The sequence below is a fragment of the Acinetobacter larvae genome, from assembly GCF_001704115.1.
Taxonomy (GTDB): Bacteria; Pseudomonadota; Gammaproteobacteria; order Pseudomonadales; family Moraxellaceae; genus Acinetobacter; species Acinetobacter larvae.
In genome coordinates this window covers 151,324-175,850 of record NZ_CP016895.1, presented here as the reverse complement: position 1 = coordinate 175,850, position 24,527 = coordinate 151,324, and the positions used below count along the sequence as shown (strand labels likewise).

The window sequence follows — 24,527 nt, the reverse complement described above, 5'->3', positions numbered from 1 at the left end:
CTGTATTGACTCAAGCGCTCAGTAAACGTTGGCGCATTCCTGTCTGCATCCTGTTATTGCTCAGCGCAGTTTGGTTATTTTATCTGCTGCCCGCCTTAGTCGCCTGTTTTATGGTCGTACTCAGTATGATGATGGTATGGACCTTTGCCCCTTTTATTTCAATATTCAAAAAGTATTTTCCTCATGAAAGCCAAGCAACTCAAAAAAATTCATCCTGATTGGTGGAGTAAAACCTTTGCTGGGGCATTGCTCGGCCTCAGTTTTTCCGTCGCCGTTGGGTGCTGCATTGCACTTCTCGGTTTCTCTACGATTGATCGTGGTTTAGCAGCACAATTGGGAATGTGGGCAGTTCCTTGGATTTGGTGCCCATTATTTTTTCTCGCCTTTTTCTTCCATCGCGGTTGGCATGTGCTCGTAGTCTACAGTGTGCTGAACCTATTGGCCTATGGCTGCTTTTTTTGGTTTAGAGGCTAAACATGAAAGTTCGTACCGATATTATAAAAACTGCAAAAGATTTGCATACTTGGGTTGGTATTAGTGCAGGAATTTTACTGTTTATCTGTTTCTTTGCGGGTGGGCTGACCATGTTTCAGCATGATCTCAGCCGTTGGGCTTCTCCTCCCGCACAACAGCTTGCGCCCATTCAAGCAGAGCAATACCCGATCTTAATTCAAAAAGTTCAAGCAGCCTATCCTGAGACCCAGCAAAGTTTTGGAATTAATTTCTCATCCAAAGAACATTTTAATGCGCCAATGCAATGGACAACGGGCAATGCTGGGCGAAGTTTTGATAGTCAGCAACGTACCATGCTGGCAACACTCAACCCAGATGGCAGTATTCGGGTTGAAGAAGAAAATGTCTCTAAACTCGGCTGGCTAATAGAACAACTCCATGAAACAGGTGGAATCCCTGGAACCGTTGGACACCATACTTTGGGTGTTTATGTAATGGGAATTGTAGCTGTACTGTATTTCCTCGCAATTATGTCTGGGCTGATTATTTTATTACCAACGTTGGTCAAAGATTTTTTTGCGATTCGTAAAGGCAAAAATAAGAAAAGATTTTGGTTAGATACCCATAATGTCATCGGCATTACCAGCCTACCTTTTCATATCTTGATCAGTATTACCGTTATTGTGTTTGCTTTTCATGATTTATTTTTTGTCGCTCTGGGCAAAATTGTTTATCGTGGTGAAGCTTTATTTAAACCAGCGATAGTACAAATCGCAGACCCTAAACCAGCTTTTGATCTCGATACGATTTTGACGCGTATTCAGCAACAAGCTCCTGAATATGAAATCAGAGCCATTACTTTTAACCGACTTGATCAGCCAGAAAAAGCCTCAGCATTTGCAGCATTATATAGTGACAACCATATGCTGCGCGGTGATTATTTTGATTATATGTCTTTCAATCCTTACCAAAGTGACGCCTATAATAATCAAACGCTCAATGCACATAATGGTGCTTGGGATAAGTTAATAAACAGTATGTTTAGCTTACATTTCGGTAATTATGGCGGTGATATTACACGCTGGCTCTATGTGCTATTAGGAATAGGTGGTGCTTTCTTATTTTATTCTGGCAATATTTTATGGGTAGAGTCTCGTATTAAAAAACATAAAAATATGAATCTCCCGGCACCAGCACAACGCAGAGATGTTAAGTTTATTGCCAATTTAACCGTAGGTGCTTGCTTAGGCTGTGTACTGGCAGTATTTACAAGTATGCTTGTAGGGCGTTGGGCTTATGTCTTTAGCCCACAATTATCCAATCACAATCTACTCTTTATGTATGCTTATTATGTGGTTTTTTGTGCTGCGCTAGCCTATAGCTTTATTTTCGGTGCTGCCCGTGTATTACCACAACTTTTAGTCAGCATTGCTATCGTCTTAGTACTATTACCAGTTAGCTCACTATTGGCTTATATCCTACAAATCAATGGTCTATGGTATAGCACTGGGCAACGCATTTGGGTGGACGTATTTGCTGTCATTTTTGCACTGGCTTTTTTACGTTTTTACCAACAAGCCTATACCCGTGCCAAAACAGCAAGTGCAGGTTCATTATGGGCAATACAAAAATCTTCCCAACAGTCTTCTGAACAATCTTAAGAGCAACCTTAAGAGTAGTATTCTAAATAAATCAAAGACCTCGGTAAAATATACCGAGGTCTTTTTTAAATAAAAATAATTTTAAAAAATATCAATAGCAAAATAAACATAAAATACTATCATTACAAACATAAATAAGAACATTCAAGCAGAATATTATGGGAATAACTCTCATTTAAAATCTAGAAAATAAATAATTTAAAATCAATAAACAAATTAAGGAATTAATATTACTTAATAATAAAACCCGACAAAATGCACATTATTAAGTAAATCTAAATAATTACAAATTAATAGAAAAATTTATTTTAAAGTACTTTTGCAATTTTTTTTTTGCTTGTAGAATGCGCGCCATTAATTAACCACCAAAGGCTATGTGCCAATAGTCTTTGTCCCAACATATATAAAGCCTATAGACGTAAATTAACTTATTTCTATGTACTTTATACTACTAACGCAATTTATCATTATTTTTCAATAGGGTATTTATAAATGTCTAAGCTTTCTAATGCTTTACTTATTGTATTCGCAACAAGTAGTGCCAGTGTATTTGCTGCGGATGGTACGATTACCATTAATGGTCGCGTACTTGATAGTACTTGTACCTTAACCTCTGATGGTGGTTCTACTCAGAACAAGGATAATATTACAGTAACTTTACCTGCTGTTAAAACGTCTGCCTTCACTGCAGTGGGTTCAGTTGCGGGTAGAACTGACTTCCAATTAAAAATTGTTGATAGCTCAGGTAAAGCATGTGATTCACTCTCTGGTATTAAGGGTGTATTAATTAGTGCCGCAACAAATAAATATTTATCAACTGACCCAACTGCTTTGCTCAATACCAAAGTCATTGATACTACACCTGCTGAAAATAAAGATAAGAAACCTGTCCATGTACAGATATTAGATCAGACTCAAGCCATTAACTTTAAAAACCCAACTGCAATAAAACCTGATGCAGAAGGTGTTATTAAACTTGCAAGTCAATATTATCAAGCAACAGAAGGGTCTATCGCAGCTCAAAATGTTCAAGCTGTTGTCGATTACACTTTAATCTATAACTAAGTTTTAGTTTAAATTTTGACAGCCCGAAGGAGGAGCGAAAATATGCGCCAAATATTTAAAAATTTATTTAGCAGTGCCGTGTTAATGGCATCCTGTAGCAGCTTTGCAGGTGTAACCGTACAAGGCACACGTATTGTCGTTCCTTCTAATGCCAAAAGCGTCAGTGTTCAATTACAAAATCAGTTTGAAACACCGGCATTAGTACAAGTTTGGCTCGATACTGGTGATATGAATATCATTCCGGATGCCAGCCAAATCCCATTTTTATTAACGCCAGCATTGACACGGGTTGAAGCCAATAGTGGTCAAGTGATTCGGATCTTACCGCTAGGTACGCCACAACTGCCACAAGACCGAGAAAGCTTATTTATTTTTAATATGCTAGATATCCCACCCGAAAATGTTGATACAGCAGAACAAAATAAACTAAGTTTTAATGTAAGAACGCGCATAAAATTATTTTATCGCCCAGCATCTCTACAAATGTCACAAGATAAAGCATTCCAAGCTTTAAAGTTTCAATATGATGTGCAACAGCAAACCATTGAGGTAAATAACCCAACACCATATTTTATCAACTTTTCTAAAATTATTTTAAGTGCAGATAAAGAAAATCAAAGTTTTGAGCAAGCACTCATGGTAGAACCATTTGCCAAAGCTTCATTTAAAAATATTCAATCACATATTCACCCCAATCAGATTAAATATTATTTAATCAATGACCTAGGTGGCGAAAATAACTATAGCACTGCCTTGCCTCAAGTAACACCGTAAAAGGGTATTTATGTTAGGCTCATCTCAAATCTGCTTTTTACTCTGTTGTATGATCTATGCAATACTCATACAGCAGAGTTATGCACAAGAATCTGAGGAAAATATAAATCATAAAAATTTAACTGCGCGTAATCAACAAAATTTTGTCTTTGATACAACTTCACTGTATGGGGTTAATCGTGATATTGACCTAAGTATTTTTAATATTTCTCATTATGTTGCGCCGGGACTCTATAATGTCAGTCTAACTATCAATAATAAAGAATCGATTGATACTACTGTAAAATTTGATCATGCGGATGCATCGAGCTCCGCTGTATTATGCTTGGACCCGAAATTACTAAATCTACTGGATTTAAAAGAGAAATTATTAAAAGACTTATTACAACAAGAAAATGAATGTCTGAATATTAAAGATATAAACCCTGATGCATATTATGATTTCAGTTTATCACAATTAAAATTAGATCTTTATATCCCACTGGTCGCGATACAACAACGTCCAGAGGGATACATTAATCCCAAAAGATTTGATCAAGGTGTGAGTTCAGCTTTTATTGCCTACAACGCCAATATGCATAAGAATGATCAGCAAACCCAAAACTACCTCAATTTAAATGCTGGGGTAAATTTTGCTGGCTGGTATTTTAGACATAACGGTTATTTTGAATCCACAGATGAGGGTGATCTTGGTCGCTATCGCTCCAGTCAAAATACATTATATCGAGATATAGATCGTTTACGTTCACGCTTAAGTTTAGGCGAGTTTTATAGTAATAATCTGCTCAGCGAAAACCTTTCCTTAGTCGGTGTGCAGTTGGCATCAGATGACAATATGTTGCCTTGGAGTATGCGTACTTATGCACCTATTATACAGGCTGTTGCCAATACCAATGCCTTGGTGAAAGTGTTTCAAAATGGTCAGAAGATTTATGAAAAATCAGTTCCTGCTGGTGCTTTTGAACTCACCGATTTAAATACCTCAGCAAATGGTGAATTAACTGTTGAAATCATCGAAAATGGTGGTGAGAAACGTGTGCTGTATTTTCCGATGCAGCTTAATATCAATTTATTAAAAAAAGGTTTACTGCAATATAATGTCGCCTATGGTCGTTATAAAATTGCCAATAAACTTACCCAAGAACAAGTTTTTCAAGCCAATCTCAATTATGGTTTAACCAACCATCTCACGATCGGTAGTGCGATGACCTTCGCTGAACCCTATAAAAGCATTTTAGTCTCTGCCAGCTTAAATAGTCTAATCGGTGGTATCAATACGACTGTTGACTACAGCCGTGCCAATTTATATGGGCAAGATCGAGATGGTCAACGCTACCAGTTTAAATATAGCTACTTCTGGGAAGCACAAAATTTAAATATTAATGCCAATCTATCTAGACAGTCTCGTGATTATCAAACCGCAAATAATACTTTATCGATTGCTAACTATGATCAACTCAATGACGACGAATACCGCAACTTATGGAATAACAACAACCTTAAAACTCAGTATAGTTTATCCCTGAGTAAGTCCTTTCAAGATCGACGTTGGGGCTCATTCCAAGTTGCTTTCTATCAAAACACGTATTGGACTGATCAGCAGCATTACAACCAATATACCTTTAGTTATGGTAATCGCTGGCATAAACTCAACTACAATTTAGGGGTAAACCATAGCCAAGATCGTTTCGACAACCAAAAAAACAATACATACTATGCCAGTATCTCAATACCGCTTGAATGGCGTAAAAGTAATTTATATTTAAGTAGCAATATACAACGTGCTGAATCAGATGCAATGCGTTCTGACAGTGCCAATGTAAATCTGAGTGGTACAGCAGGTCAGGATAATAATATAAACTTTGGTATAGGCATCAACCGCAATGATTATGGCAATGGGCAAAATATAGCTTATAGCGGCAATATGAATTATTTACACCCTTATGTAAATCTAGGTGCAACACTTTATCATGATGAGCATGACAGTCAGTATTCACTGTCTGCCAATGGGGGAGTAGTTGCGCATCGTTATGGTATCACTGCAACCAATCATCTCAACGACACCTATACCATTGTTCATGTCGACAAAGGTCGTGCTGCGGGTGTCAATAATGCTTGGGGGATTCGTCTAGATCGCTTTGGTAATGCCATCTATAGTACGAGTTCACCTTATGCTTATAATCTCATTCAAATTGACCCTGAGCTTATGCCTGCCAATATGAATATAAAATCAAACCAAGCAACGGTTATTCCAAGACAATATAGCTCAACTTTGGTTAAATTTAATGCCGAAATTAGCTCACTCTATGTATTACGCATTCAAAGCCCTTTGGGTAACTTACCCATGGGTGCCGAAGTTCGTACGGCAGCGCAAAAAGTGATTGGACGACTTGCACAGTCTAACCAAGTTTTACTCGATCAATTTGATCCACAACAAGATCACCAACTCACCGTGGTTTGGGGTGATATGCAGCAAAATCACTGTCAGATTCAGCTGCCACGCCTCAAAAGTAATAAAGACCAAGCCTTACAAATTGTGCCTGTGGAATGTCAATAGTATGAAAATAATACCGTCGTTATGTGCTGTGAGTATGCTACTGATCAGTGTACAGACTTATGCGAAGTGCACCCCCAACTTGAATCCCGTCACCTTTAGTTTAGGTGGTAATAACCTCATTATTAATAAAATGCTCAATAGTAGTCATCGACAAATCCCCAAAGATGCCCAGCCCTACCCTGATCGTTATGATACTGTTTTTAATAGTTGTGCGAACATAATAGGGCAAAAGACAAACTCTTTTTTTATTATGGAAGCTGACTCAAGTCTTAATCCAAATGACAGTGCAACATTTAGTACCTTAAGTGGTCCACGAAAATTTTTAGCCATTAACGCCAATGAGATTAGTATACCCGCTGGTGCTACGGCTCCCAAAGTTTATATTTCTTTTGCTGTGTATGATCCTAGACCAGAAAATGCCGGACCAACAGCAGTCATTACAGAACTGAACCGAGAATATCCGATTCTTAAAGGAGATGGCGTAAGAACGAAAACCATTGGTTTAGTCCTAGATAAAGTCTATTTATATATTATTCCAGACCAAAACTCGATTCCTGGTGAATATAAAATTAGTAATATACGTATTGGTCATTTTTTTACTCGAAGCTATGATATTCTTGGTAACGTTATTCATAGCTCAGAATCAAAAAAAGTTCCAGTCAATATTTCCCCAGCACTCACTTTTCAAATTAAAAATTCAACCTGTGCTTTAGATCAAAAAAATTACATGGTTAAATTAGATCCTGTACTCGTTGGCGAGTTTAAAGGCATTCATCAAGCAACCAAAGTACAAAATCAGAATATCATCTTGAAATGCCCAGATGAAAGTCAAGGCATTGGTTTTAATGCCACGCTGACAGATAATCATCCTCAAGCCGAAGCCAATGACTTTGGGCTACTGAAAAACCAGATTCCCACAGATCAGGGCGGTGCAAATGTCAGTATTGTTCTGCTCAACAATAACAATACTGCACTACCCATCAGTACGGGAGAAAATCAAAAAGTCTTTTCATTTGGCGCTTTAAACAGTAGTAAACAAGTGATTTTCCCACTTAAAATAGGCTATCAAGCAACCACCTTGCCCATTCGTCCTGGTCAGGTAAAAGCCGTTGCCAATATTAATGTGGATTATAATTAAGCGATGTTGGCTATAATTTCTTTCTCAATTCAGTCAAAATCTGTTGCACTACATTCCGCTGAAATGATTGCTCATGAAGTCTAAAACCGCCATACGCAGTTTACTTGCGCTCATTATACTAGGCGCAGCATATCTATATGCTTCACCTTATTGGGTGCTTTATCAAATTAAAAATGCTGTTGATCAAAATGACCAACACAAACTATCGCAATATATTGACTATCCAAGTGTACGTCAGAACCTTAAGCAGCAGTTACAAAGCCAAATTGCAGCACAATTGCAACAACCTGATCAAGGTGTATATGCTGAATTAGGCATGAAGTTCGCTAGTGTATTTACAGAAAAGATGCTGGATCAAATGATCCGCCCAGAAACGCTTGCTCTGCTATTACAAACAAAAGCACAAGCAAAAGCACTACAACACCCCAATACACAGCAATCAACAACACAGCCCACTGCGTCTACTGAGACACCTACTGCCCCAAACTCAACAGCTTCTGATTTAGCCTATCATACGGCGTATCAATCTTTTAGTCGCTTTAGGGTTTCAGTTGCAAATACAGCACAAGCAACCACACAAATCGATATTGTCCTAAAACGTCATGGGTTGAGTTGGCAAGTGAGTGAGATTATTTTACCCAATGGCATCAAATTTTAGTTGTATCAGATCAATATAGCGTAATCATGCGCATCCCTCGTAAAGATAAATAAGATTACGCTATAAAGGTAACAACGGCTCTTGCCTTGTCACAGGGACTTAACGGACTAGCGATATACAATACCGCCATCCGTTAAAATAGATTGTCCAGTAATATAATCCGAATCTTCACTGGCCAGAAAAGCAACCAGCGCAGCGACGTCATCCGGTGTTTGTGCTCGACCCAATGCAATACCGTCTACATATTTTTTGTAGGTTTCACCGATGGCAGCACCCGTAATCTCTGCAAAACGCTGATCAATCTCAACCCACATATCGGTACCGACAATACCCGGACAGTAGCCATTTACGGTAATACCATGACTGGCATATTCTTTGGCTGCAGCTTGTGTTAGGGCACGCACGGCAAATTTACTGGCAGAATATAAACCCAATAATGCAAAACCATCTTGCCCTGCAATAGAACAGGCATTGATAATTTTACCTTTTTGTTTCAGCGCCATAAACTTGGCTGCCGCAGCTTGAATCCCCCACAGCACACCACCGACATTGATATCCATAATCCGGCGGAATGCTTCGGGCTGAGCATCGCTCAATGCTTCCACCTGTGCAATACCAGCATTATTGATCATGATATCAAAGCCACCCAACTGCTTTTCGGCATGATCAATTGCTTGTCCCACCTCATCACGCTCTGCAATATTGGCGACATACGTCGTTGCTTGGACACCCAATGCTTGAATCTCAGCTTCGACAGCTGCCAATTTATCTGCATTTAAATCGACCAATGCGATATTGACGCCTTCTTGTGCCAAACGTAAAGCAATACCACGACCAATACCTTGTGCCGCGCCAGTCACTAGCGCAACTTTCTGTTGTAGACCTCTAGGCATATGATGCTCCTGAGAATAAAGAACCCAGCACAGGCAATATCTATCAAATTAAGTTTGATCACATCGCATATGCGGAGTTCGGTCAATATCCAGCTTAGATATGAATGGCACGTTGCATGGCTGCCAAAATCGACTCATGCATGGCTTCAGATAAAGTTGGATGTGGAAAAATAACCTCTGCAAGACTTTCGTCTGTTGCTTCCAGAGACTTGGCGATGGCAAAACCTTGAATATGTTCTGTCACTTCATGACCAACCATATGCGCACCCAGCAGTTCACCACTCTTGGCATCAACCACTGTTTTCACAAAACCCGCTGCCGCAGCCAAGGCCAAAGCCTTGCCATTGGCTTGAAAAGGGAATTTACCAACACGTACGGCATAGCCTGCTGCTTTAGCTTTTTGCTCAGTTAAACCAATGCTAGCCACTTGCGGATGGGTAAAAATACATGCAGGAATATTGTCACGATTCAATGGATGAACATTTGCGACCCCAGCAATTTTTTCTACACAGAGGATGGCTTCATGGCTGGCTTTATGCGCCAGACACGGTGCACCAGCAACATCACCAATGGCATAGACACCAGCAATATTGGTCTTACACCATTCATCTACCTGAATAAAACCAGCCTTAGTTTCTAGACCCAAAGCATCCAACCCCAAGTCGGTAAAATTAGCTTTTACCCCCACCGCAGATAACACGTGGTCGACCACAATCTGCTGTGTACCCTGACTATTTTCTAGGGTACAACGAACTTGACCGTTTTCGATTGCAATATCTGACACCGCTGTTTCGGTCAAAAGCTGCATACCTTTTTGCTCAAATTGCTTTTGCATATATTGTGCAACTTCAAGGTCTTCACTGGGCAATATATGCTTGGCAATATCGACCAAAGTCACTTGGCAACCTAGATCTTGATATAAACTGGCGAATTCACTGCCAATAGCACCCGAGCCAACCACCAATAAAGACTTAGGCAGCCGTGTCGGTTGTAAGGCATGATGATAGTTCCAGACATATTCACCATCGACCGGCAATTGTGCTAACTCTACGGCTTTCGCACCCGTTGCCACAATAATATGTGGCGCACTGACTTGCGTCGTTTTACCCACAGCATCTGTTAACTGTAGCTGTGATTTACCCAGAAACTTGGCTTTGGCTGTCAGCACTGTCACTTGGTTTTTTTTCAGCAAATGCGCCACACCTTGTACCAATTGTGCGGAGACCTGACGACTATGTTGCACCAAGGTTTTCATATCAAAATCGATATGTTCAATGTTAAAACCGAAGCGTTGACTATGTTTGAGTTGTTGTGCCAATTCAGCACCTCTTAGCAGTGCTTTGGTCGGAATACATCCCCAATTCAAACAAATCCCACCCAAATGTGTAGACTCAACCACAGCCGTTTTTAAACCCAATTGTGCGGCGCGAATGGCGGCCACATAGCCGCCAGGTCCTGCGCCAATCACGATAACATCAAATTGAGTATCTGACATGCGCGCCTCCTACACCAAAATTAAAGCTGGGTTTTCAACAAACTGCTTTAAGCTCGCCAAGAATTTTGCACCCAACGCACCATCAATTACCCGATGGTCACAAGAGAGCGTTGCGGTCATCATCTGTTGAACATGCACCACACCATCCACCACAACAGCGCGCGCTTCAGATGTACCCAAGGCTAAAATTGCCCCCTGTGGTGGATTAATAATGGCATCGAATTGTTTAACACCAAGCATGCCCAAATTGGAAATACTAAAACTTCCGCCTTGAAATTCATCGGCAGCTAATTTACCCGTCTTCGCCCGTGTTGCTAGATCCAGCATATCTGCTGAGATTTCTGCCATGGATTTACGATTGGCGGCTTTAATAATTGGGGTAATTAAACCCGCATCGATGGCCACAGCAATGGCAATATCCGCTTGTTCGAACTGTAAAATTTGTTGATTTTCTTCATCAAATTGCACGTTCACTTGCGGTACTTTCATTAATGCTGCTGCAGTGGCCTTGATGAGCATATCGTTAATCGACAATTTGACTTGAGGAACAGTCGCATTAATTTGTGCGCGTAGACTTTGTAAAGCCTCTACGTTCAAGTCAACTGTCAAACGGAAATGTGGTGCATTACGCTTTGCTGCTTGTAGGCGTGAAGCAATCGCTTTACGCATAGAAGACATTGCGGTAGTGCTAAATGTTGCTGTCGCGGCAGGTACAACGGAATCCGTTACTGTACCCTGCTGTGCAGCACTTGCAGCACGTTGTCGATCATATACCGCCTCGACATCTGCCTTACAAATGCGCCCACGGCTACCCGTACGACGACAATCATGCAAGTTAATACCCCAAGTCTTGGCCAAACGTCGTGCGACTGGTGTTGCGTCTAAATCACTGTCATCAGCATGAGAAGCTCTAGCAGATTGATTCAACTGTTGACGTGGTTCGGGCCATTGCCCACCTGCGGCCTGTACTGTGCTTTGCAGGTCTTTTACGCTAATACGGTTTGCTCGCCCCGTACCTACAACTTGTGTCAAATTAATATTATGTTTTGCCGCAAGCTGATCAGCATGCGGTGTTATAAATAAACCATGCGCCGCTTGATAACCTTGCAATGCTGCCGGAATCACAACGTCTTGTCCCGCAACTGTTTGCTTTGCAATAGCGGGTGTTGCTGTTGATGGCGAAGCATTCATATGAACAGGTGCGCTAGTCGCCGCCGCTACAGGCGAATCTGCTGTAGGCAGTGCTGAATCATTTTGTACGGATGATCCTGTAGCGAAAGCATCATTATTGCTCTTTTCGGTGGCATCGCTGGTTGCTCCTAGCGTTGCCAAATATGCTGCGATCTCTGCATCTGACACACTGGCATCAGCACAGACCGCAATAATACCGCCCACCAGTAACGTCGCGCCAGGTTGCGCCACAATTTTGCGTAAAGTGCTGGCAAAGGGGGCTTCGAGTACATTGACAATTTTTGTGGTTTCAATTTCACAAATATCATCACCTTTCTCAAAAGACTGACCTTCTTCTAGCAACCATTGAGCAATTGTCCCTTCTTCCATGGACAATCCCCATTTTGGGATCTCCAATGTTTTAATATCGCTCATATTAGGCCTCCAGTGTTTTACGTACAGCCTGTTCAATACGTGCAACGCTTGGTAACCATTCAACTTCTAACACAGGTGAGAAAGGTACAGGCGTATGCGGTGGTGTAACCAATTCAATCGGTGCTTTCAATGCATAAAATGCTTTTTGTGCAATCAACGCGGCAACATCATGTCCAAAACCACAGCGCGCTGCAGATTCATCAACAATAACCACACGCCCTGTTGCAGCAACAGACTCTAAGATACCTTCTTCGTCTAATGGCGAAATTGTTCTTGGATCGACCACTTCGACGGAAATTCCTTCTTTCGCCAGTTTATCGGCAACTTCATTGGCACGATGTACCATCAAACTCAACGCGATAATAGTGACATCCGTCCCCTCACGGGTATAGTTTGCCACACCGAATGGAATGCTATACGTTTCATCAGGCACTTCGCCTTTGATGTCATAAAGTAGTTTATGCTCGCAGAAAACGACAGGATCATCATCACGAATCGCTTGCGTCAGTAGCCCTTTCACATCATATGGACTCGACGGTACAACCACTTTCAAGCCAGGGACTGCAGCAAATACGTTATATGGTGATTGAGAGTGTTGTGCTGCTGCAGAGAAACCCGCACCAATCATGCCGCGCACCACCATCGGTGCTTTGGCTTTACCACCAAACATATAGCGAAATTTCGCAGCTTGGTTATAAAGCATGTCATGACACACACCATAAAAATCCATGAACATTAAATCTGCTACAGGGCGTAAACCAGTTGCTGCTGCACCTGCTGCCATACCAATAATGGCTGACTCAGTAATGGGTGTATCAATAACACGTTCTGAACCAAACTCGCTCCACAACCCTTTGGTCACGCCTAAAACACCACCAAAGCCTTCTAACTTATTGTCATCTGTGTTTTTACCACCATGTCCACCACGAACATCTTCCCCTACTACAATAACAGTTGGATCACGGCGCATTTCCTCTGCAATCGCTTCCTTGATTGCGTTACGATAGCTTTTTATTGGCATTCTTCTGGCTTCCTTTTAGTAAGACACATAAACATCGCTAAGCAATTGCGAAACCGCTGGATATTCAGCAGCACGCGCTTTGGCTACAGCGTCATCAACTTTTGCTTTAGATGCAGCATCAATTGCATCCAACTTGGCTAAATCCAGTTGCCCTTTCACTTTTTCTCTAAATATTTTCAATGGATCACGGTTTTCTTTGACCTCGTCCAATTCTTCTTTGGATCGAATCAAACCAGGATCCCCCTCAAAGTGCCCATAGAAACGATTGGTTATGGTTTCAATGACACTTGGACCTTCACCACGTCGAGCGCGCTCAATAGCAAGCTGTGCTGCATCATAAACTGCAAAGAAATCAGTCCCATCCACTTTTACAGCGGGCATACCAAAAGCCGCCGCTCGACCTGCAATATCTTTACTCCCTACCGCATAATCATGCGCAGTGCCTTCACCAAAACCATTATTTTCAAAAATAAAAACAACAGGTAATTTAAGCACTACTGCCATATTCATTGCTTCAAAGGTAAGACCTTGGTTGGAACCACCATCCCCAGTAAAAGACAGTCCTACACCCCCCGTTTTTAGGGTTTTAGCCGTTAAGGCTGCACCAACTGCCAAAGGTGGACCCCCTCCCACAATCCCATTGGCACCTAACATTCCTTTGTCTAAGTCTGCGATATGCATGGATCCGCCTTTACCACGACATAAGCCTGCATCTTTACCAAAGATTTCCAACATCATTTTGTGAATATCACAGCCTTTCGCAATGCAATGCCCATGCCCACGGTGTGTAGAAGTAATATAGTCTTGGTCATTTAAATTTTCACAAACACCAACTGCAACAGCTTCTTCACCGCTATAGAGATGGATAAATCCAGGAATATCACCTGTATTATTTTCATCATGCAACCGATCTTCGAACTCACGTATATCGCGCATCCGTTGATAAGCTGCCAGCAATTGTTCTTCCGTTAATTGCATAACTTTGATCCTTATTATTAACATTCAACCTTAACTGCTTAGCTTAGAGTGAATTAAAATCTACAGGGCTAGCTATTTAATCTATTAAAATTGCTTCCAGAGCCTCTAAACTATGCATTTAAAGTTCTTAAACGAAACTGACGTACCGCTCATTTATATAAAAGGATTATTTTAAAAATAACTATTAGACTAAAAAGATATAAGCAGCGCATTAAAACTAAAAATTAACAAAAACAATGCGTTAATTAAGAAAAATGAAATTGTAAATTTTTATTATTTTTCAATAAGATAAAAAACAAACCTTTAACCAACCCTCAATAAATATACTATTTGTTTTTTGTTTTCGACTAAACAGACTTTTATTCGAATTTAATTAGAATTTATTGATTAGCACATAGCATTTTTAAAAACAAATAAAGCCTTAGTATTTTACTTGGTTTTAAATAATAGCATAAAACCGAATAAATCCCATGCAAAAATTTATTATTCTGTCATATTCAGCCAATAATATAGTAAAGCGGCAAATGATAATAACATCACACTTTATTATCGATTATTTTACTTCAACAAAAATAGCGAATATGATCTTATTATTGATGATGAAAATATTGAAAAAATCATTTATTTTATACTATGAAAGTTATCGAAATTTGGTTAAATTTAATTGTATGTTTAATAGACAGTGTCAAGTTCTTGGTTTCACCTCAATCGCGGCAATGTCCTATCGCGCACGAGCGTATGTCATACACTTGATGCATGACGACTACGACATCATGCCGGATTTACACTCTACAGCCACAACATAAAGGAATATGTTATGAATCTGTCGAAATATCCGCTGCTTAATCTTCAAAAGCAGCATCTGATGAATCACTCCCCACTGGAGGCTGCGCCTCTCATAGCGTTATCCCAACAGGAATCCAGCCAATATTTTGAGCGTTCTATTTATAAATGTCAGTCTGAACTAAAACAAGTGGCACAACATGCCAATATGGCTATAGGTATCACAGATCATCAAGGAACACTGCGTTGGACTTGGAGTAGTCAACTCATGCGTAACGCAGCAGAACATGTCAATTTTATTGCAGGAGGTCATTGGTCAACTCAAGCGGTAGGTCGAAATGCAATTGGTTTAGCACTCAATCAGCATCGTGCAAGTTGTGTCAATTCACATGAAAATCATATGCATAGTGTGCGTGATTGGGTCTGTTATGCGGCACCTATCGTTGACCCTCTGACAGGAAAGTGCCATGGTATCCTCAATCTCTCAACGAAAAGTCAACATCACAACAGCCTTGGACTATTAGCGGTAGAGCATTGTGCCAATATCGTTCAACAAGCGATCCGCACAGAGCAAAATAATTTGCTCTACCTTAAAGGGTTGGGTACACCTTATGCTTTATTTAATGGACAATTACTCACCCTAACTCATCGACAGTTAGAAATCCTCTGTATTCTTGCATTACATCCTGATGGCTTGCATTTAGAAGACTTACATCAGGCACTCTATGGCGAACGCCCAGTCAGTAGCAAAACCTTGAAATCTGAGCTTTCTCAACTCCGGCTATTATTACCAGAAAGTATTGACTCCAGACCTTATAGATTAGTTTGTGAAGTACAAAGTGACTTTTTAGCAGCAGAAATGTCTTTAAATGCGGGGCTTATTACCAGTACCTTTGATTTATATCAAGGCGGTTTTATGAATAAGTCAGAAAGTCCAATCATTAATACTTGGCGAGAATGCTTTGATGCACGGTTAAGCCATTTTATTTATCAAATGCAAGACATTGATATTCTTTTTAAGGTTTTAAGCCGTGCCCCTGAACGCATTGACGCTGCACAACGCTTATATGAGTTACTTCCAACAGAGCATCCATACCGCGAGCGGATAAAACTACTCATTCATTAACAAATAACGAAAAAATGTAATAAGATATTAGCTTTAAATTTCAAAGGCTAATATTCTTATTACATATAATTCCGATATTAATCGTTTTTAAAAACTCTATTAGTGCATAATAAAATTTGAAAAAAAACATACCTAATCAAACCAGCAAATTTAAAAGATATAAAAGCCTACTTGAAAAATAAAAACATAAAATTCTAATATCATAAATTATATTAATTTACTAATTAAATTCTTGAGATGCTTTTTCAAGTAATCTATTAATTACAGTACGGGTTACCGAATATTCTTTTGCTAAAGAATAGACACTATGCCCCTTTTTAAATTTACTAATGACTTCTTTCTTCTGCTCATAGTTTAAAATTTCAGGTCGTCCAACTTTCTTAACAAAATTATTTGGTGGATAATTTTTATTAATTTTTTTAAACTTACCTTCAAAATCTAAACAAATTTTTAAGAAGTGTAGAAAGAAAATTTTCAGATCCCCTGCAATTTCCTTTTTTGAGTAATCAAAGCAAACTAGACGTATTTTCTTCTGATCAATTTTATTGACCATATTATAGATCTCATCGAAATTACGACCTAAACAGTCTATGCTTTTAATTAATAGGACATCGCCACTTTCAAGCCCATAATTAATTAAATTAATAAACTTATCTCGATAAATAATCGATGTATCGACAGTTACTTCCTCAAAAATCAGTCTTTGCTTTGGAATCTGATACCCATTCTTATAAAAATATGAAATATAATTGACTTCATCGCCATCTATTCCAGGATCTTTTCTAACATAAGCATATGTACGCATAGAAATTAAACCCTCTTTAAAGTTAAATAATACTATCATTAAGTCTAATAAATTTAATACACAATGATACCAATAAAAGCACACAAATAAAATGACTGTAGCGTAATAACATTCATTTTGTGAAAACATTTACATAATAAACATAGGAGTATAAAATTTATTTATTAAACACCTCTCAATGCATAACCAGAAATAGGTTTTTATGTTCTTGAACAACAACAACATATGCCAAAAATTTTATAAATAATTTTAGCTGGTGCACTGAAAGGATAAATATCCTCTAAGTTATTTTCAATGATCTTGCCATGGCTATTAATTAATACTTTATTCTCTAGCACCTCCATAATATTTCCTGTCTTTAAAATTTTATCACCGCGGTTACCATATGTTTTTTTTAAAATAAAAAAAACAAGGTCACCAGTTTTAATTTTTGAGTAATCAATCGGAATATATCCTATACAATTATTGCACTTCCAAGTATCCATTGTTATCTCTAAAGCATGCTAATAAAAAATATGATAATAAAAACGTTTAATTTTTAAAGAGTATAATATATGTAGTGCTAAATATTTTAATTTAAATCACACCATACAAATGAGAAGAGTATCACAATAAAACCAATATACTCAAAATAAAACTCAGAACAAAAATAGCTAAAAACAATTTATAATTTTTTCTTATAGATAAATTAAAAATATGTTAATTAATATGCACAAAGATTTTATACTATAAAACATAAATTAGCATAAGCAGGTGAAATTATAGAAAGTTATTTTATGATTAAAATAAAAAAATACAAAATAAACATTATACTCATTATATCTGTACTTATCTTGATTGGAAAAAATCTTATATTTAAAACATCACAAAAATTTAACTTTCAATATTTTCAACAACCTACGTAACAAAAAAAACAAGATTACGCATACACAAAGTTAAAACAGCATTGATCTCTTGTACCTTTTGTAATTGTTTATTAGTTTAGTTTTAGCAAAGTTGCATTATGTAAATCAAAAATTGGATTTAGATGATACGTTTAAATGCATTAGAGCAAATTCTTATGATTAATTTATTGAGAATTTAAAAAGAATTATCCTCACCAATAAACCACCCCATTTAATATTTAAAAGTTAGAGCGGCACCAAAGTATTTTCAACGATTTGATGAGTAATAAAATTGAATAAATCTAGTCAACATATATTTACTTATTGCTTAAACTATAGAAAAACGTGTTTAAGTTTGATCATTATATTCAGTATATTAGATGCTCATGCGAGTAATGCTGAGCAAAAAACCAACTTTTACACTAAAGTTAAACAAGGCACTATTGATTTATTTAGCCCCAAATCTGATGCAAATTTTAAAACTGTGCAACTGCAGGACTTAAGTAATTTCCAAGTAGATCAATCTATTATAAATTCGCAGCCCTTAAAAGTTATGCCGCCCAATACAACTGACAAGTTATCATCCATCAGCCCTACAAGCCCTCAATATGTTCCTATTACCCACTTAAACTTTTATGATGCGATTAAAACAGCATTATTACGCCACCCAACGCTTAGCCAAAAGATTGCGACTTTAGCTGCACAAAATGCAAACATCGATTTAGCAAAATCACAATATTACCCACAAATTTCTGGTGGCATCAGTACGGGTGATTTGACCTCTAGCCAAAAAGATGAACAAGTCTTATCTCTCACTGCAACACAGATGGTATTTGATTTTGGCAAAATAAAATCAAGCGTTGACACACAAAAGGCGAAGTTAATTGCTGAGCAAGCCAATGTCTTGGTTAATATTGATGACATCGCACAGCAAACCAGTTCTGCCATTATTAATATCTTGCGTTACCGCAAAAACATTACCATCGCCAAACAACAAATTGATGGTATTCAACGCATTCTAGCCATTGCAAATTTACGTGCCAATGCAGGAATCAGTAGCCAAGCAGATCCTGTACAAGCCCAATCATATTTGCAATCTGCACAGTCTTCACTTTTGACAGAACAAGATTTACTCGATCAGTACCAACAACGTTTGAATACTTTACTGGGCTTTAAAAGCGATGGGATGGATTGGAATATTCCCGAACAACTGGTAGCAGCCTCTGAGCTTTATAATGAACCGCTATTTAATCAAATCCCTAAACTGATTTTAGCCAATGCTCAGGTCGATATCGCAAAATATGAAAAAAAACAAACGACATTGAGTAGATATCCAACTTTATCTTTGAAAGGAAGTATTAGTAAGTCTTTGCACGGTAATTTAACCAATAGTGACAATGATGTAGATCACTCAATCATGTTAGAAGCATCCAGTAATTTCTTTCAAGGTGGAGCGACCTCAGCACGTACACGTTCTGCTAGTTTTGCTGAGCAAGCTGCAAAAGCAAATGTCAATGCTGTCTATCTTGAAGTACAGGACCAGATTGTTATGACTAGAGAAAGTATTGAAAACAAACAGCAACAAATGCAAGTACTACTCGCAAGACAAAACTCTACTGTGCAAACACGTGAGCTCTATCAAGAACAATACAAACTGGGTACGCGTAGCGTACTGGACCTACTCAATGCTGAACTAGCAATACATGCAGCAGATAAAGAATATGAAAATGCACGTTTTGATATTTATAACAATATCGTGCAATACATAGCGGCAACAGGAAAATCACGACAAGCCTACTCATTAAATAATATTTCTATACAAGGATTTGAGGTGCAACCATGAGCAAAACATTTTCTTATCAAGCTTGGTTGCAGGCTATATTATGCATCGCGAAACATTATCGGATTGAAGCCTCTGTTGAACAAGTCCGTTTGCAACTCGACTGGACTCAACCGCAAGATCTCAACCAAGTTGTCGCATTAATTTGCCGACAAGTAGGACTTCGTTATAAACAAAATTCATTTCATGAAGACTTATTAAATCCATGGCAACTTCCTGTTATTGTTGATTTTTACGATGGTCAAGTGGGTGTAATCGATAAAGCTGACCAACAAGGAAAAGTGAGTATTTTGCTAAGTGGTGATCAAGGACTTGAGCAGATTTATGATCTAGATCAATTAAAAACTGCAATACGCAGTGTCTTTATTCTGAGACCTGAGAGCTCTATTGCCGATGCTCGCGTTGATGACTATATCAAGCCCTATGAAGCCAGTTGGTTTTGGTCAATCGTACTCAAAGATTGGCGACGTTATATCGATATTATGTTTGCCTCCTTACTGGCCAATATCTTAGCGCTTGCGACGATTATATTTTCTATGCAAGTATACGATCGCGTTGTGCCATCCCAGTCTATTCCCACGCTCTGGGTTTTAGTCGGAGGCGTGATGATCGCAGCGATCTTTGAATTTATACTCAGGATTGCTCGAATTTATATCTCAGACATTATTGGTAAACGCGCAGATTTAAAAATCTCAGATCGGGTCTTTGGACATGCACTCAGAATTAAAAATAAAGAGCGTTCTAAATCAACAGGTACTTTTATTTCACAAATCAGAGAGTTGGAAGGTGTCCGTGAACTGGTAACCTCTACAACCGTCAGTGCTATTGCGGACCTACCCTTTTTCTTTATGTTTCTAGCCATTTTCTGGTTTATCGGCGGCAACCTATTTTGGGTAATGGTCTTGATTGTACCGCTCATGATTATTCCTGCCATTTTAGTACAAAAGCCTTTAGCACAATTGGCGCAAGAAGGCATGCGTGAATCTGCAATTCGCAATGCCATGCTGGTAGAAGCGGTACAAGGCATTGAAGATATTAAGTTACTCCGGGCTGAGCAACGTTTTCAAAATCAGTGGAACCACATGAATGAGGTCTCTGCAGAGATCAGCATGCGGCAACGCAAAATTGCAGGTGTCTTAACCGCATGGACTCAAAAAGTCCAAAGCCTTGCTTTCGTTTTTGTGGTCTTGGCTGGTAGCTTTATGGTGATGCGTGGTGATATGACCACAGGCGCATTGGTAGCATGTTCTATATTATCTTCACGGATGCTCGCACCGATTTCTCAAGTCACTGCAATTTTGACACGATTACAGCAGGCCAAAGTCGCTAAAACAGGTTTGGATCAATTGATGCAACGTAATGTTGATCAACCTGAACACAGTCAACTGGTACATAAACCCGTGCTACATGGCGACTACTATCTCCATAATGTGCAATTTAAATATATAGACGAAGATCCACATCTCAATCTGAATATTAGCAAATTAAAAATTCAAGCTGGTGAAAAAATTGCAATTTTAGGTCGCAATGGTGCTGGTAAGTCGACTTTATTGCAACTCTTAGCAGGTATGCAGTTTGCTGATAAAGGCAAAGTCTATTTAGAAGGATTAGATCTATCACGAATTGATCCTGCGGATATTCGTCGAGATATGGCACTACTCAATCAAAATGCGCATCTGTTTTTTGGCAGTATCCGCGATAACCTTACCCTTGGAGCCCCCTTAGCCACAGATGAAGATATTCTCAATGCCTTACATATGACCGGAGCATTAGACATCGTACATGCCAAACAAGATGGCTTAAGTCATGTGATTTTAGAAGGGGGTGTGGGCTTCTCTGGCGGTCAGCGTCAAGCCTTACTGCTAACGCGTTTATTACTACGTCAGCCAAATATATTACTACTTGATGAGCCCACAGCAGCATTAGATGAAATCTCTGAAAGGCAATTGATTGAACACCTTAAACAGTGGCTAGGACACCGTACTTTAGTGGTTGCCACACACCGCCGCGCGGTATTGGAGTTGGTAGATCGTATTATTGTCATCAATGAAGGCAAAGTGGTTATGGATGGTTCACGTGATGAGATTTTAAATCAATCGGCAGCACCGCAGCCCACTCAACAAGGAGCACAGGCATGACTGAACAAAATTCACTCGCTGAATCTTCAAAAACAGTGAACCCTCTCTCACCACCTTTGCCACGTGCTAGCTTTATGGTCTGGATTATTGGAATTGGTTTGTGTGTTTTAATACTCTGGGCTTGGCTATTTAAATTGGAAGAAGTATCGACCGGCAGTGGTAAAGTGATTCCATCATCAAAAGAGCAAGTCATTCAATCATTAGAAGGCGGTATTGTCACACAATTGAATGTTAAAGAAGGTGATATCGTACAAAAGGGGCAAATTTTAGCACAGCTTGATCCAACGCGTTTTGCCTCTAATGTTGGAGAGTCACAATCCTTACTGGTCTCTTCCCAAGCTACCGCAGCACGTCTTGTAGCCGAAGTGAGTGGTAGTCCATTAACTTTCCCAGAATCGGTGCATAAAGACCCAGAGCTGGTACGCCAACAAACAGCATTATATAATTCTCGGCGTGCTAACTTACAAGAGTCCTTAGCAGGGTTATCTCAGGCATTACGACTGGTACAACAAGAACTGAGTATGACTGAACCCTTGGTCGCCAAAGGTGCAGCCAGTGAAGTTGAAGTCTTACGGCTTAAGCGCCAAGCAAATGAATTACAAAATAAAATGACTGATATCCGCAATGAGTATTATGTCAAAGCGCGTGAAGAGTTATCCAAAGCCAATACCGATATTGAGACACAACAACAAGTGGTTAAAGGGCGTAATGATGTGCTAAGTCGTGCTGTTTTTCGTGCACCTGTACGCGGTGTCGTCAAAGAAATTGCGGTAACCACAATTGGTGGAGTTATTCCTCAAAATGGCAAACTCATGACGATTGTACCAATAGATGAGCAGTTGTTAATCGAGGCACGTATTTCACCACGCGATATTGCTTTCATCCGACCTGCCCAAGAAGCCTTAGTAAAAATTACAGCATATGACTATTCAATTTATGGCGGATTAAAGGGTAAAGTGAGCGTCATTTCACCCGATACATTGCGGGATGAAGTTAAACAAGATCAGTTTTATTATCGAGTATATATTCGTACTGACTCCGATAAACTCTACAACAAAGAAGGCAAGGCGTTTAATATTACACCAGGCATGATGGCAACCGTTGATATCCGTACTGGTGAGAAAACTGTCATGGATTATTTACTCAAACCCTTTAATAAGGCCAAAGAAGCATTAAGGGAGCGATAGTTTTAGATCATTCTATTTTTTGATTTATATGATTGCAGAGCTGTCGCACCTCATGTTTGACTTCGCCCCCAATACACGCTGAAAACAGCCTTGAAGAGCATCTTAAACCACCAACAGCAATAGACTGTGGGTGGTTGCGTTATATCTGGTTTCTATTCTGGATTATATTTATTTTTCTCTGGCTTATAGCCAAGTGCTAGCAATATACCTCATCTGAAAAATTTTGATCAACACAGCACAGCATCGACAGTATTTTGTATCGCTTGATATTTAACACAAAAATAACTTACGCAATCAAATATTTCATATAATTTCAATTAAATATAAGCAATACTACAATTAGACACGTTTGCTACAGTCATTACGCACATTTCCATACTGTTGAATATTCCCAGAGGTATTTTATGAAAAAAATATGGTGTCAAACCTTATTAGCCAGTAGTCTCTTGATCAGCACACTTGCCGATGCTTGTACACGTGCCGTTTATATTGGTGAGCAAGATGTGATGACCGCACGTTCGATGGATTGGAAAGTCGATGTGGGCAGTAATATCTGGATCCTGCCCAATAAAGTCGCGCGCAATGGTCAAGCTGGTCCACAATCACTGCAATGGACATCACGTTATGGCAGCGTGATTACCACAGGCTATGATATTGCAACCACAGATGGAATCAATGAAAAAGGACTAGCGGCGAATTTGTTGTGGTTAGTAGAGTCGCAATATCCTATGGCTGAAAAAAGTAAAAAACCCAAATTAGCGATTTCTCTATGGGCTCAATACGTATTGGATAATTTTGCCACAGTCAATGAAGCGGTTAGCGCATTAGAAAAAGAACCTTTTGTTGTGGTAACAGATCAAGTACCTGATGAAAATCGCTTGGCGACCTTGCACCTCTCTATATCAGATGCCACGGGAGATAGCGCAATCATTGAATACATCGATGGTAAGCAAGTGATTCATCACAGTAAAAAATATCAGGTGATGACCAACTCCCCAACTTTTGACCAACAGCTGGCATTAAATAGCTATTGGCAAAGTATTGGTGGCACAACCATGTTACCAGGCACCAACCGTGCAGCCGATCGTTTTGCTCGCGCCTCTTTCTATATCAATGCAATTCCTAAAAATGCCAGCCCTAAACACACCCTTGCCAGTGTCTTCGGCGTGATCCGTAATGTCTCGGTACCTTTTGGAATTAATACTGCGCAAGAACCCAATATCTCTTCTACGCGTTGGCGTACTGTGATTGACCATACGCGCAAGGTCTATTATTTTGAATCTGCCGTTTCGCCTAATATTTTCTGGGTCGATTTAAAAGATATTAATTTTAATGATGGTAAAACCCGTAAATTGGATTTAGGACCGGATCAAGCCAATATATTCTCAGGCAAAGCCAATGCGTCCTTTGTAGAAAGTAAGCCTTTTGCGTTCTTGGGCACGCTATAACAAGCATTGTTTGCGCTT

At 39.2% G+C, this 24,527-nt stretch carries 19 protein-coding genes; 12 read left to right on the top strand and 7 right to left on the bottom strand.

Features of this window, described 5'->3' with window-relative positions; all coding sequences use genetic code 11:
* Positions 1 to 183 precede the first annotated feature (183 nt).
* The 7 genes from BFG52_RS00725 (at position 184) to BFG52_RS00695 (ending at position 8,306) form a co-directional block, all read left to right on the top strand.
* Positions 184 to 474, top strand: a complete 291-nt coding sequence (locus BFG52_RS00725) for a hypothetical protein (protein WP_067551272.1) — start codon at positions 184 to 186, stop codon at positions 472 to 474.
* A gap of 2 nt (positions 475 to 476) precedes the next feature.
* Positions 477 to 2,114 (top strand): PepSY-associated TM helix domain-containing protein, encoded by a 1,638-nt coding sequence (locus tag BFG52_RS00720; RefSeq protein ID WP_067551269.1) that lies wholly within the window; start codon positions 477 to 479, stop codon positions 2,112 to 2,114.
* Between the two features lie 492 nt (positions 2,115 to 2,606).
* Positions 2,607 to 3,179, top strand: a complete 573-nt coding sequence (locus BFG52_RS00715; RefSeq protein WP_067551267.1) for a fimbrial protein — start codon at positions 2,607 to 2,609, stop codon at positions 3,177 to 3,179.
* Positions 3,180 to 3,221: 42 nt separating this feature from the next.
* A complete protein-coding gene (locus BFG52_RS00710) occupies positions 3,222 to 3,953 on the top strand; it encodes a fimbrial biogenesis chaperone (protein ID WP_067551264.1) in 732 nt (243 codons plus the stop codon).
* A gap of 10 nt (positions 3,954 to 3,963) precedes the next feature.
* Positions 3,964 to 6,510, top strand: a complete 2,547-nt coding sequence (locus BFG52_RS00705; protein WP_081408579.1) for a fimbria/pilus outer membrane usher protein — start codon at positions 3,964 to 3,966, stop codon at positions 6,508 to 6,510.
* Between the two features lies 1 nt (position 6,511).
* A complete protein-coding gene (locus BFG52_RS00700) occupies positions 6,512 to 7,648 on the top strand; it encodes a fimbrial protein (RefSeq protein ID WP_081408578.1) in 1,137 nt (378 codons plus the stop codon).
* A 73-nt stretch (positions 7,649 to 7,721) separates the two neighbouring features.
* Complete coding sequence (locus BFG52_RS00695; RefSeq protein WP_067551254.1) at positions 7,722 to 8,306, top strand: DUF2939 domain-containing protein; 585 nt, start codon at positions 7,722 to 7,724, stop codon at positions 8,304 to 8,306.
* Positions 8,307 to 8,413: 107 nt separating this feature from the next.
* On the opposite strand, the gene BFG52_RS00690 is transcribed toward BFG52_RS00695, so the two are convergent.
* From BFG52_RS00690 to BFG52_RS00670, 5 genes are all read right to left on the bottom strand, one after another.
* Positions 8,414 to 9,199, bottom strand: a complete 786-nt coding sequence (locus BFG52_RS00690; protein ID WP_067551251.1) for an acetoin reductase — start codon at positions 9,197 to 9,199, stop codon at positions 8,414 to 8,416.
* Between the two features lie 94 nt (positions 9,200 to 9,293).
* Positions 9,294 to 10,694 carry a dihydrolipoyl dehydrogenase gene (gene lpdA, locus BFG52_RS00685; RefSeq protein WP_067551249.1) on the bottom strand — a complete coding sequence of 467 codons (1,401 nt, stop codon included), beginning with the start codon at positions 10,692 to 10,694 and terminating at the stop codon, positions 9,294 to 9,296.
* A gap of 9 nt (positions 10,695 to 10,703) precedes the next feature.
* Positions 10,704 to 12,299 (bottom strand): dihydrolipoamide acetyltransferase family protein, encoded by a 1,596-nt coding sequence (locus BFG52_RS00680; RefSeq protein ID WP_067551246.1) that lies wholly within the window; start codon positions 12,297 to 12,299, stop codon positions 10,704 to 10,706.
* A gap of 1 nt (position 12,300) precedes the next feature.
* Positions 12,301 to 13,320 carry an alpha-ketoacid dehydrogenase subunit beta gene (locus BFG52_RS00675; protein WP_067551244.1) on the bottom strand — a complete coding sequence of 340 codons (1,020 nt, stop codon included), beginning with the start codon at positions 13,318 to 13,320 and terminating at the stop codon, positions 12,301 to 12,303.
* Between the two features lie 15 nt (positions 13,321 to 13,335).
* Complete coding sequence (locus tag BFG52_RS00670) at positions 13,336 to 14,298, bottom strand: thiamine pyrophosphate-dependent dehydrogenase E1 component subunit alpha (protein ID WP_067551242.1); 963 nt, start codon at positions 14,296 to 14,298, stop codon at positions 13,336 to 13,338.
* Between the two features lie 865 nt (positions 14,299 to 15,163).
* On the opposite strand from BFG52_RS00670, the gene BFG52_RS00665 reads away from it, so the two are divergent.
* Positions 15,164 to 16,207, top strand: a complete 1,044-nt coding sequence (locus BFG52_RS00665; protein WP_228703787.1) for a sigma-54-dependent transcriptional regulator family protein — start codon at positions 15,164 to 15,166, stop codon at positions 16,205 to 16,207.
* Between the two features lie 220 nt (positions 16,208 to 16,427).
* On the opposite strand, the gene BFG52_RS00660 is transcribed toward BFG52_RS00665, so the two are convergent.
* Together BFG52_RS00660 and BFG52_RS00655 are read right to left on the bottom strand one after the other, a co-directional pair.
* Positions 16,428 to 17,012 carry a recombinase family protein gene (locus tag BFG52_RS00660; protein ID WP_067558945.1) on the bottom strand — a complete coding sequence of 195 codons (585 nt, stop codon included), beginning with the start codon at positions 17,010 to 17,012 and terminating at the stop codon, positions 16,428 to 16,430.
* Between the two features lie 200 nt (positions 17,013 to 17,212).
* The gene (locus tag BFG52_RS00655; protein WP_067551236.1) at positions 17,213 to 17,497 is read right to left on the bottom strand and encodes a hypothetical protein; all 285 of its coding nucleotides are present in this window, start codon (positions 17,495 to 17,497) and stop codon (positions 17,213 to 17,215) included.
* Between the two features lie 757 nt (positions 17,498 to 18,254).
* Here BFG52_RS00655 and BFG52_RS00650 point away from each other — a divergent pair.
* The 4 genes from BFG52_RS00650 to BFG52_RS00635 all read left to right on the top strand — a co-directional run bounded on the left by BFG52_RS00650 (position 18,255) and on the right by BFG52_RS00635 (position 24,509).
* Positions 18,255 to 19,739, top strand: a complete 1,485-nt coding sequence (locus BFG52_RS00650) for a TolC family outer membrane protein (RefSeq protein ID WP_407639238.1) — start codon at positions 18,255 to 18,257, stop codon at positions 19,737 to 19,739.
* Positions 19,736 to 21,874 carry a type I secretion system permease/ATPase gene (locus tag BFG52_RS00645; protein ID WP_067551233.1) on the top strand — a complete coding sequence of 713 codons (2,139 nt, stop codon included), beginning with the start codon at positions 19,736 to 19,738 and terminating at the stop codon, positions 21,872 to 21,874. Before BFG52_RS00650 ends, BFG52_RS00645 begins: the two co-directional genes overlap by 4 nt.
* A complete protein-coding gene (locus BFG52_RS00640; protein ID WP_067551231.1) occupies positions 21,871 to 23,061 on the top strand; it encodes an HlyD family type I secretion periplasmic adaptor subunit in 1,191 nt (396 codons plus the stop codon). The genes BFG52_RS00645 and BFG52_RS00640 overlap by 4 nt, the downstream gene beginning before the upstream one ends.
* 404 nt (positions 23,062 to 23,465) lie before the next feature.
* Positions 23,466 to 24,509, top strand: coding sequence for a linear amide C-N hydrolase (locus tag BFG52_RS00635; protein WP_067551228.1), 1,044 nt, complete (start codon positions 23,466 to 23,468; stop codon positions 24,507 to 24,509).
* The last annotated feature ends 18 nt before the right edge of the window (positions 24,510 to 24,527 follow it).

Bases quoted from the DNA above. Each gene is read 5' to 3' on its own strand.
- BFG52_RS00695 (WP_067551254.1), top strand. From the start codon at position 7,722: ATGAAGTCTAAAACCGCCATACGCAGTTTACTTGCGCTCATTATACTA.
- BFG52_RS00645 (WP_067551233.1), top strand. From the start codon at position 19,736: ATGAGCAAAACATTTTCTTATCAAGCTTGGTTGCAGGCTATATTATGC.
- BFG52_RS00720 (WP_067551269.1), top strand. From the start codon at position 477: ATGAAAGTTCGTACCGATATTATAAAAACTGCAAAAGATTTGCATACT.
- BFG52_RS00710 (WP_067551264.1), top strand. From the start codon at position 3,222: ATGCGCCAAATATTTAAAAATTTATTTAGCAGTGCCGTGTTAATGGCA.
- BFG52_RS00660 (WP_067558945.1), bottom strand. From the start codon at position 17,012: ATGCGTACATATGCTTATGTTAGAAAAGATCCTGGAATAGATGGCGAT.
- BFG52_RS00715 (WP_067551267.1), top strand. From the start codon at position 2,607: ATGTCTAAGCTTTCTAATGCTTTACTTATTGTATTCGCAACAAGTAGT.
- BFG52_RS00665 (WP_228703787.1), top strand. From the start codon at position 15,164: ATGAATCACTCCCCACTGGAGGCTGCGCCTCTCATAGCGTTATCCCAA.
- BFG52_RS00640 (WP_067551231.1), top strand. From the start codon at position 21,871: ATGACTGAACAAAATTCACTCGCTGAATCTTCAAAAACAGTGAACCCT.
- BFG52_RS00690 (WP_067551251.1), bottom strand. From the start codon at position 9,199: ATGCCTAGAGGTCTACAACAGAAAGTTGCGCTAGTGACTGGCGCGGCA.
- BFG52_RS00725 (WP_067551272.1), top strand. From the start codon at position 184: ATGAAAGCCAAGCAACTCAAAAAAATTCATCCTGATTGGTGGAGTAAA.
- BFG52_RS00700 (WP_081408578.1), top strand. From the start codon at position 6,512: ATGAAAATAATACCGTCGTTATGTGCTGTGAGTATGCTACTGATCAGT.
- lpdA (WP_067551249.1), bottom strand. From the start codon at position 10,694: ATGTCAGATACTCAATTTGATGTTATCGTGATTGGCGCAGGACCTGGC.
- BFG52_RS00670 (WP_067551242.1), bottom strand. From the start codon at position 14,298: ATGCAATTAACGGAAGAACAATTGCTGGCAGCTTATCAACGGATGCGC.
- BFG52_RS00655 (WP_067551236.1), bottom strand. From the start codon at position 17,497: ATGGATACTTGGAAGTGCAATAATTGTATAGGATATATTCCGATTGAT.
- BFG52_RS00635 (WP_067551228.1), top strand. From the start codon at position 23,466: ATGAAAAAAATATGGTGTCAAACCTTATTAGCCAGTAGTCTCTTGATC.
- BFG52_RS00680 (WP_067551246.1), bottom strand. From the start codon at position 12,299: ATGAGCGATATTAAAACATTGGAGATCCCAAAATGGGGATTGTCCATG.
- BFG52_RS00705 (WP_081408579.1), top strand. From the start codon at position 3,964: ATGTTAGGCTCATCTCAAATCTGCTTTTTACTCTGTTGTATGATCTAT.
- BFG52_RS00675 (WP_067551244.1), bottom strand. From the start codon at position 13,320: ATGCCAATAAAAAGCTATCGTAACGCAATCAAGGAAGCGATTGCAGAG.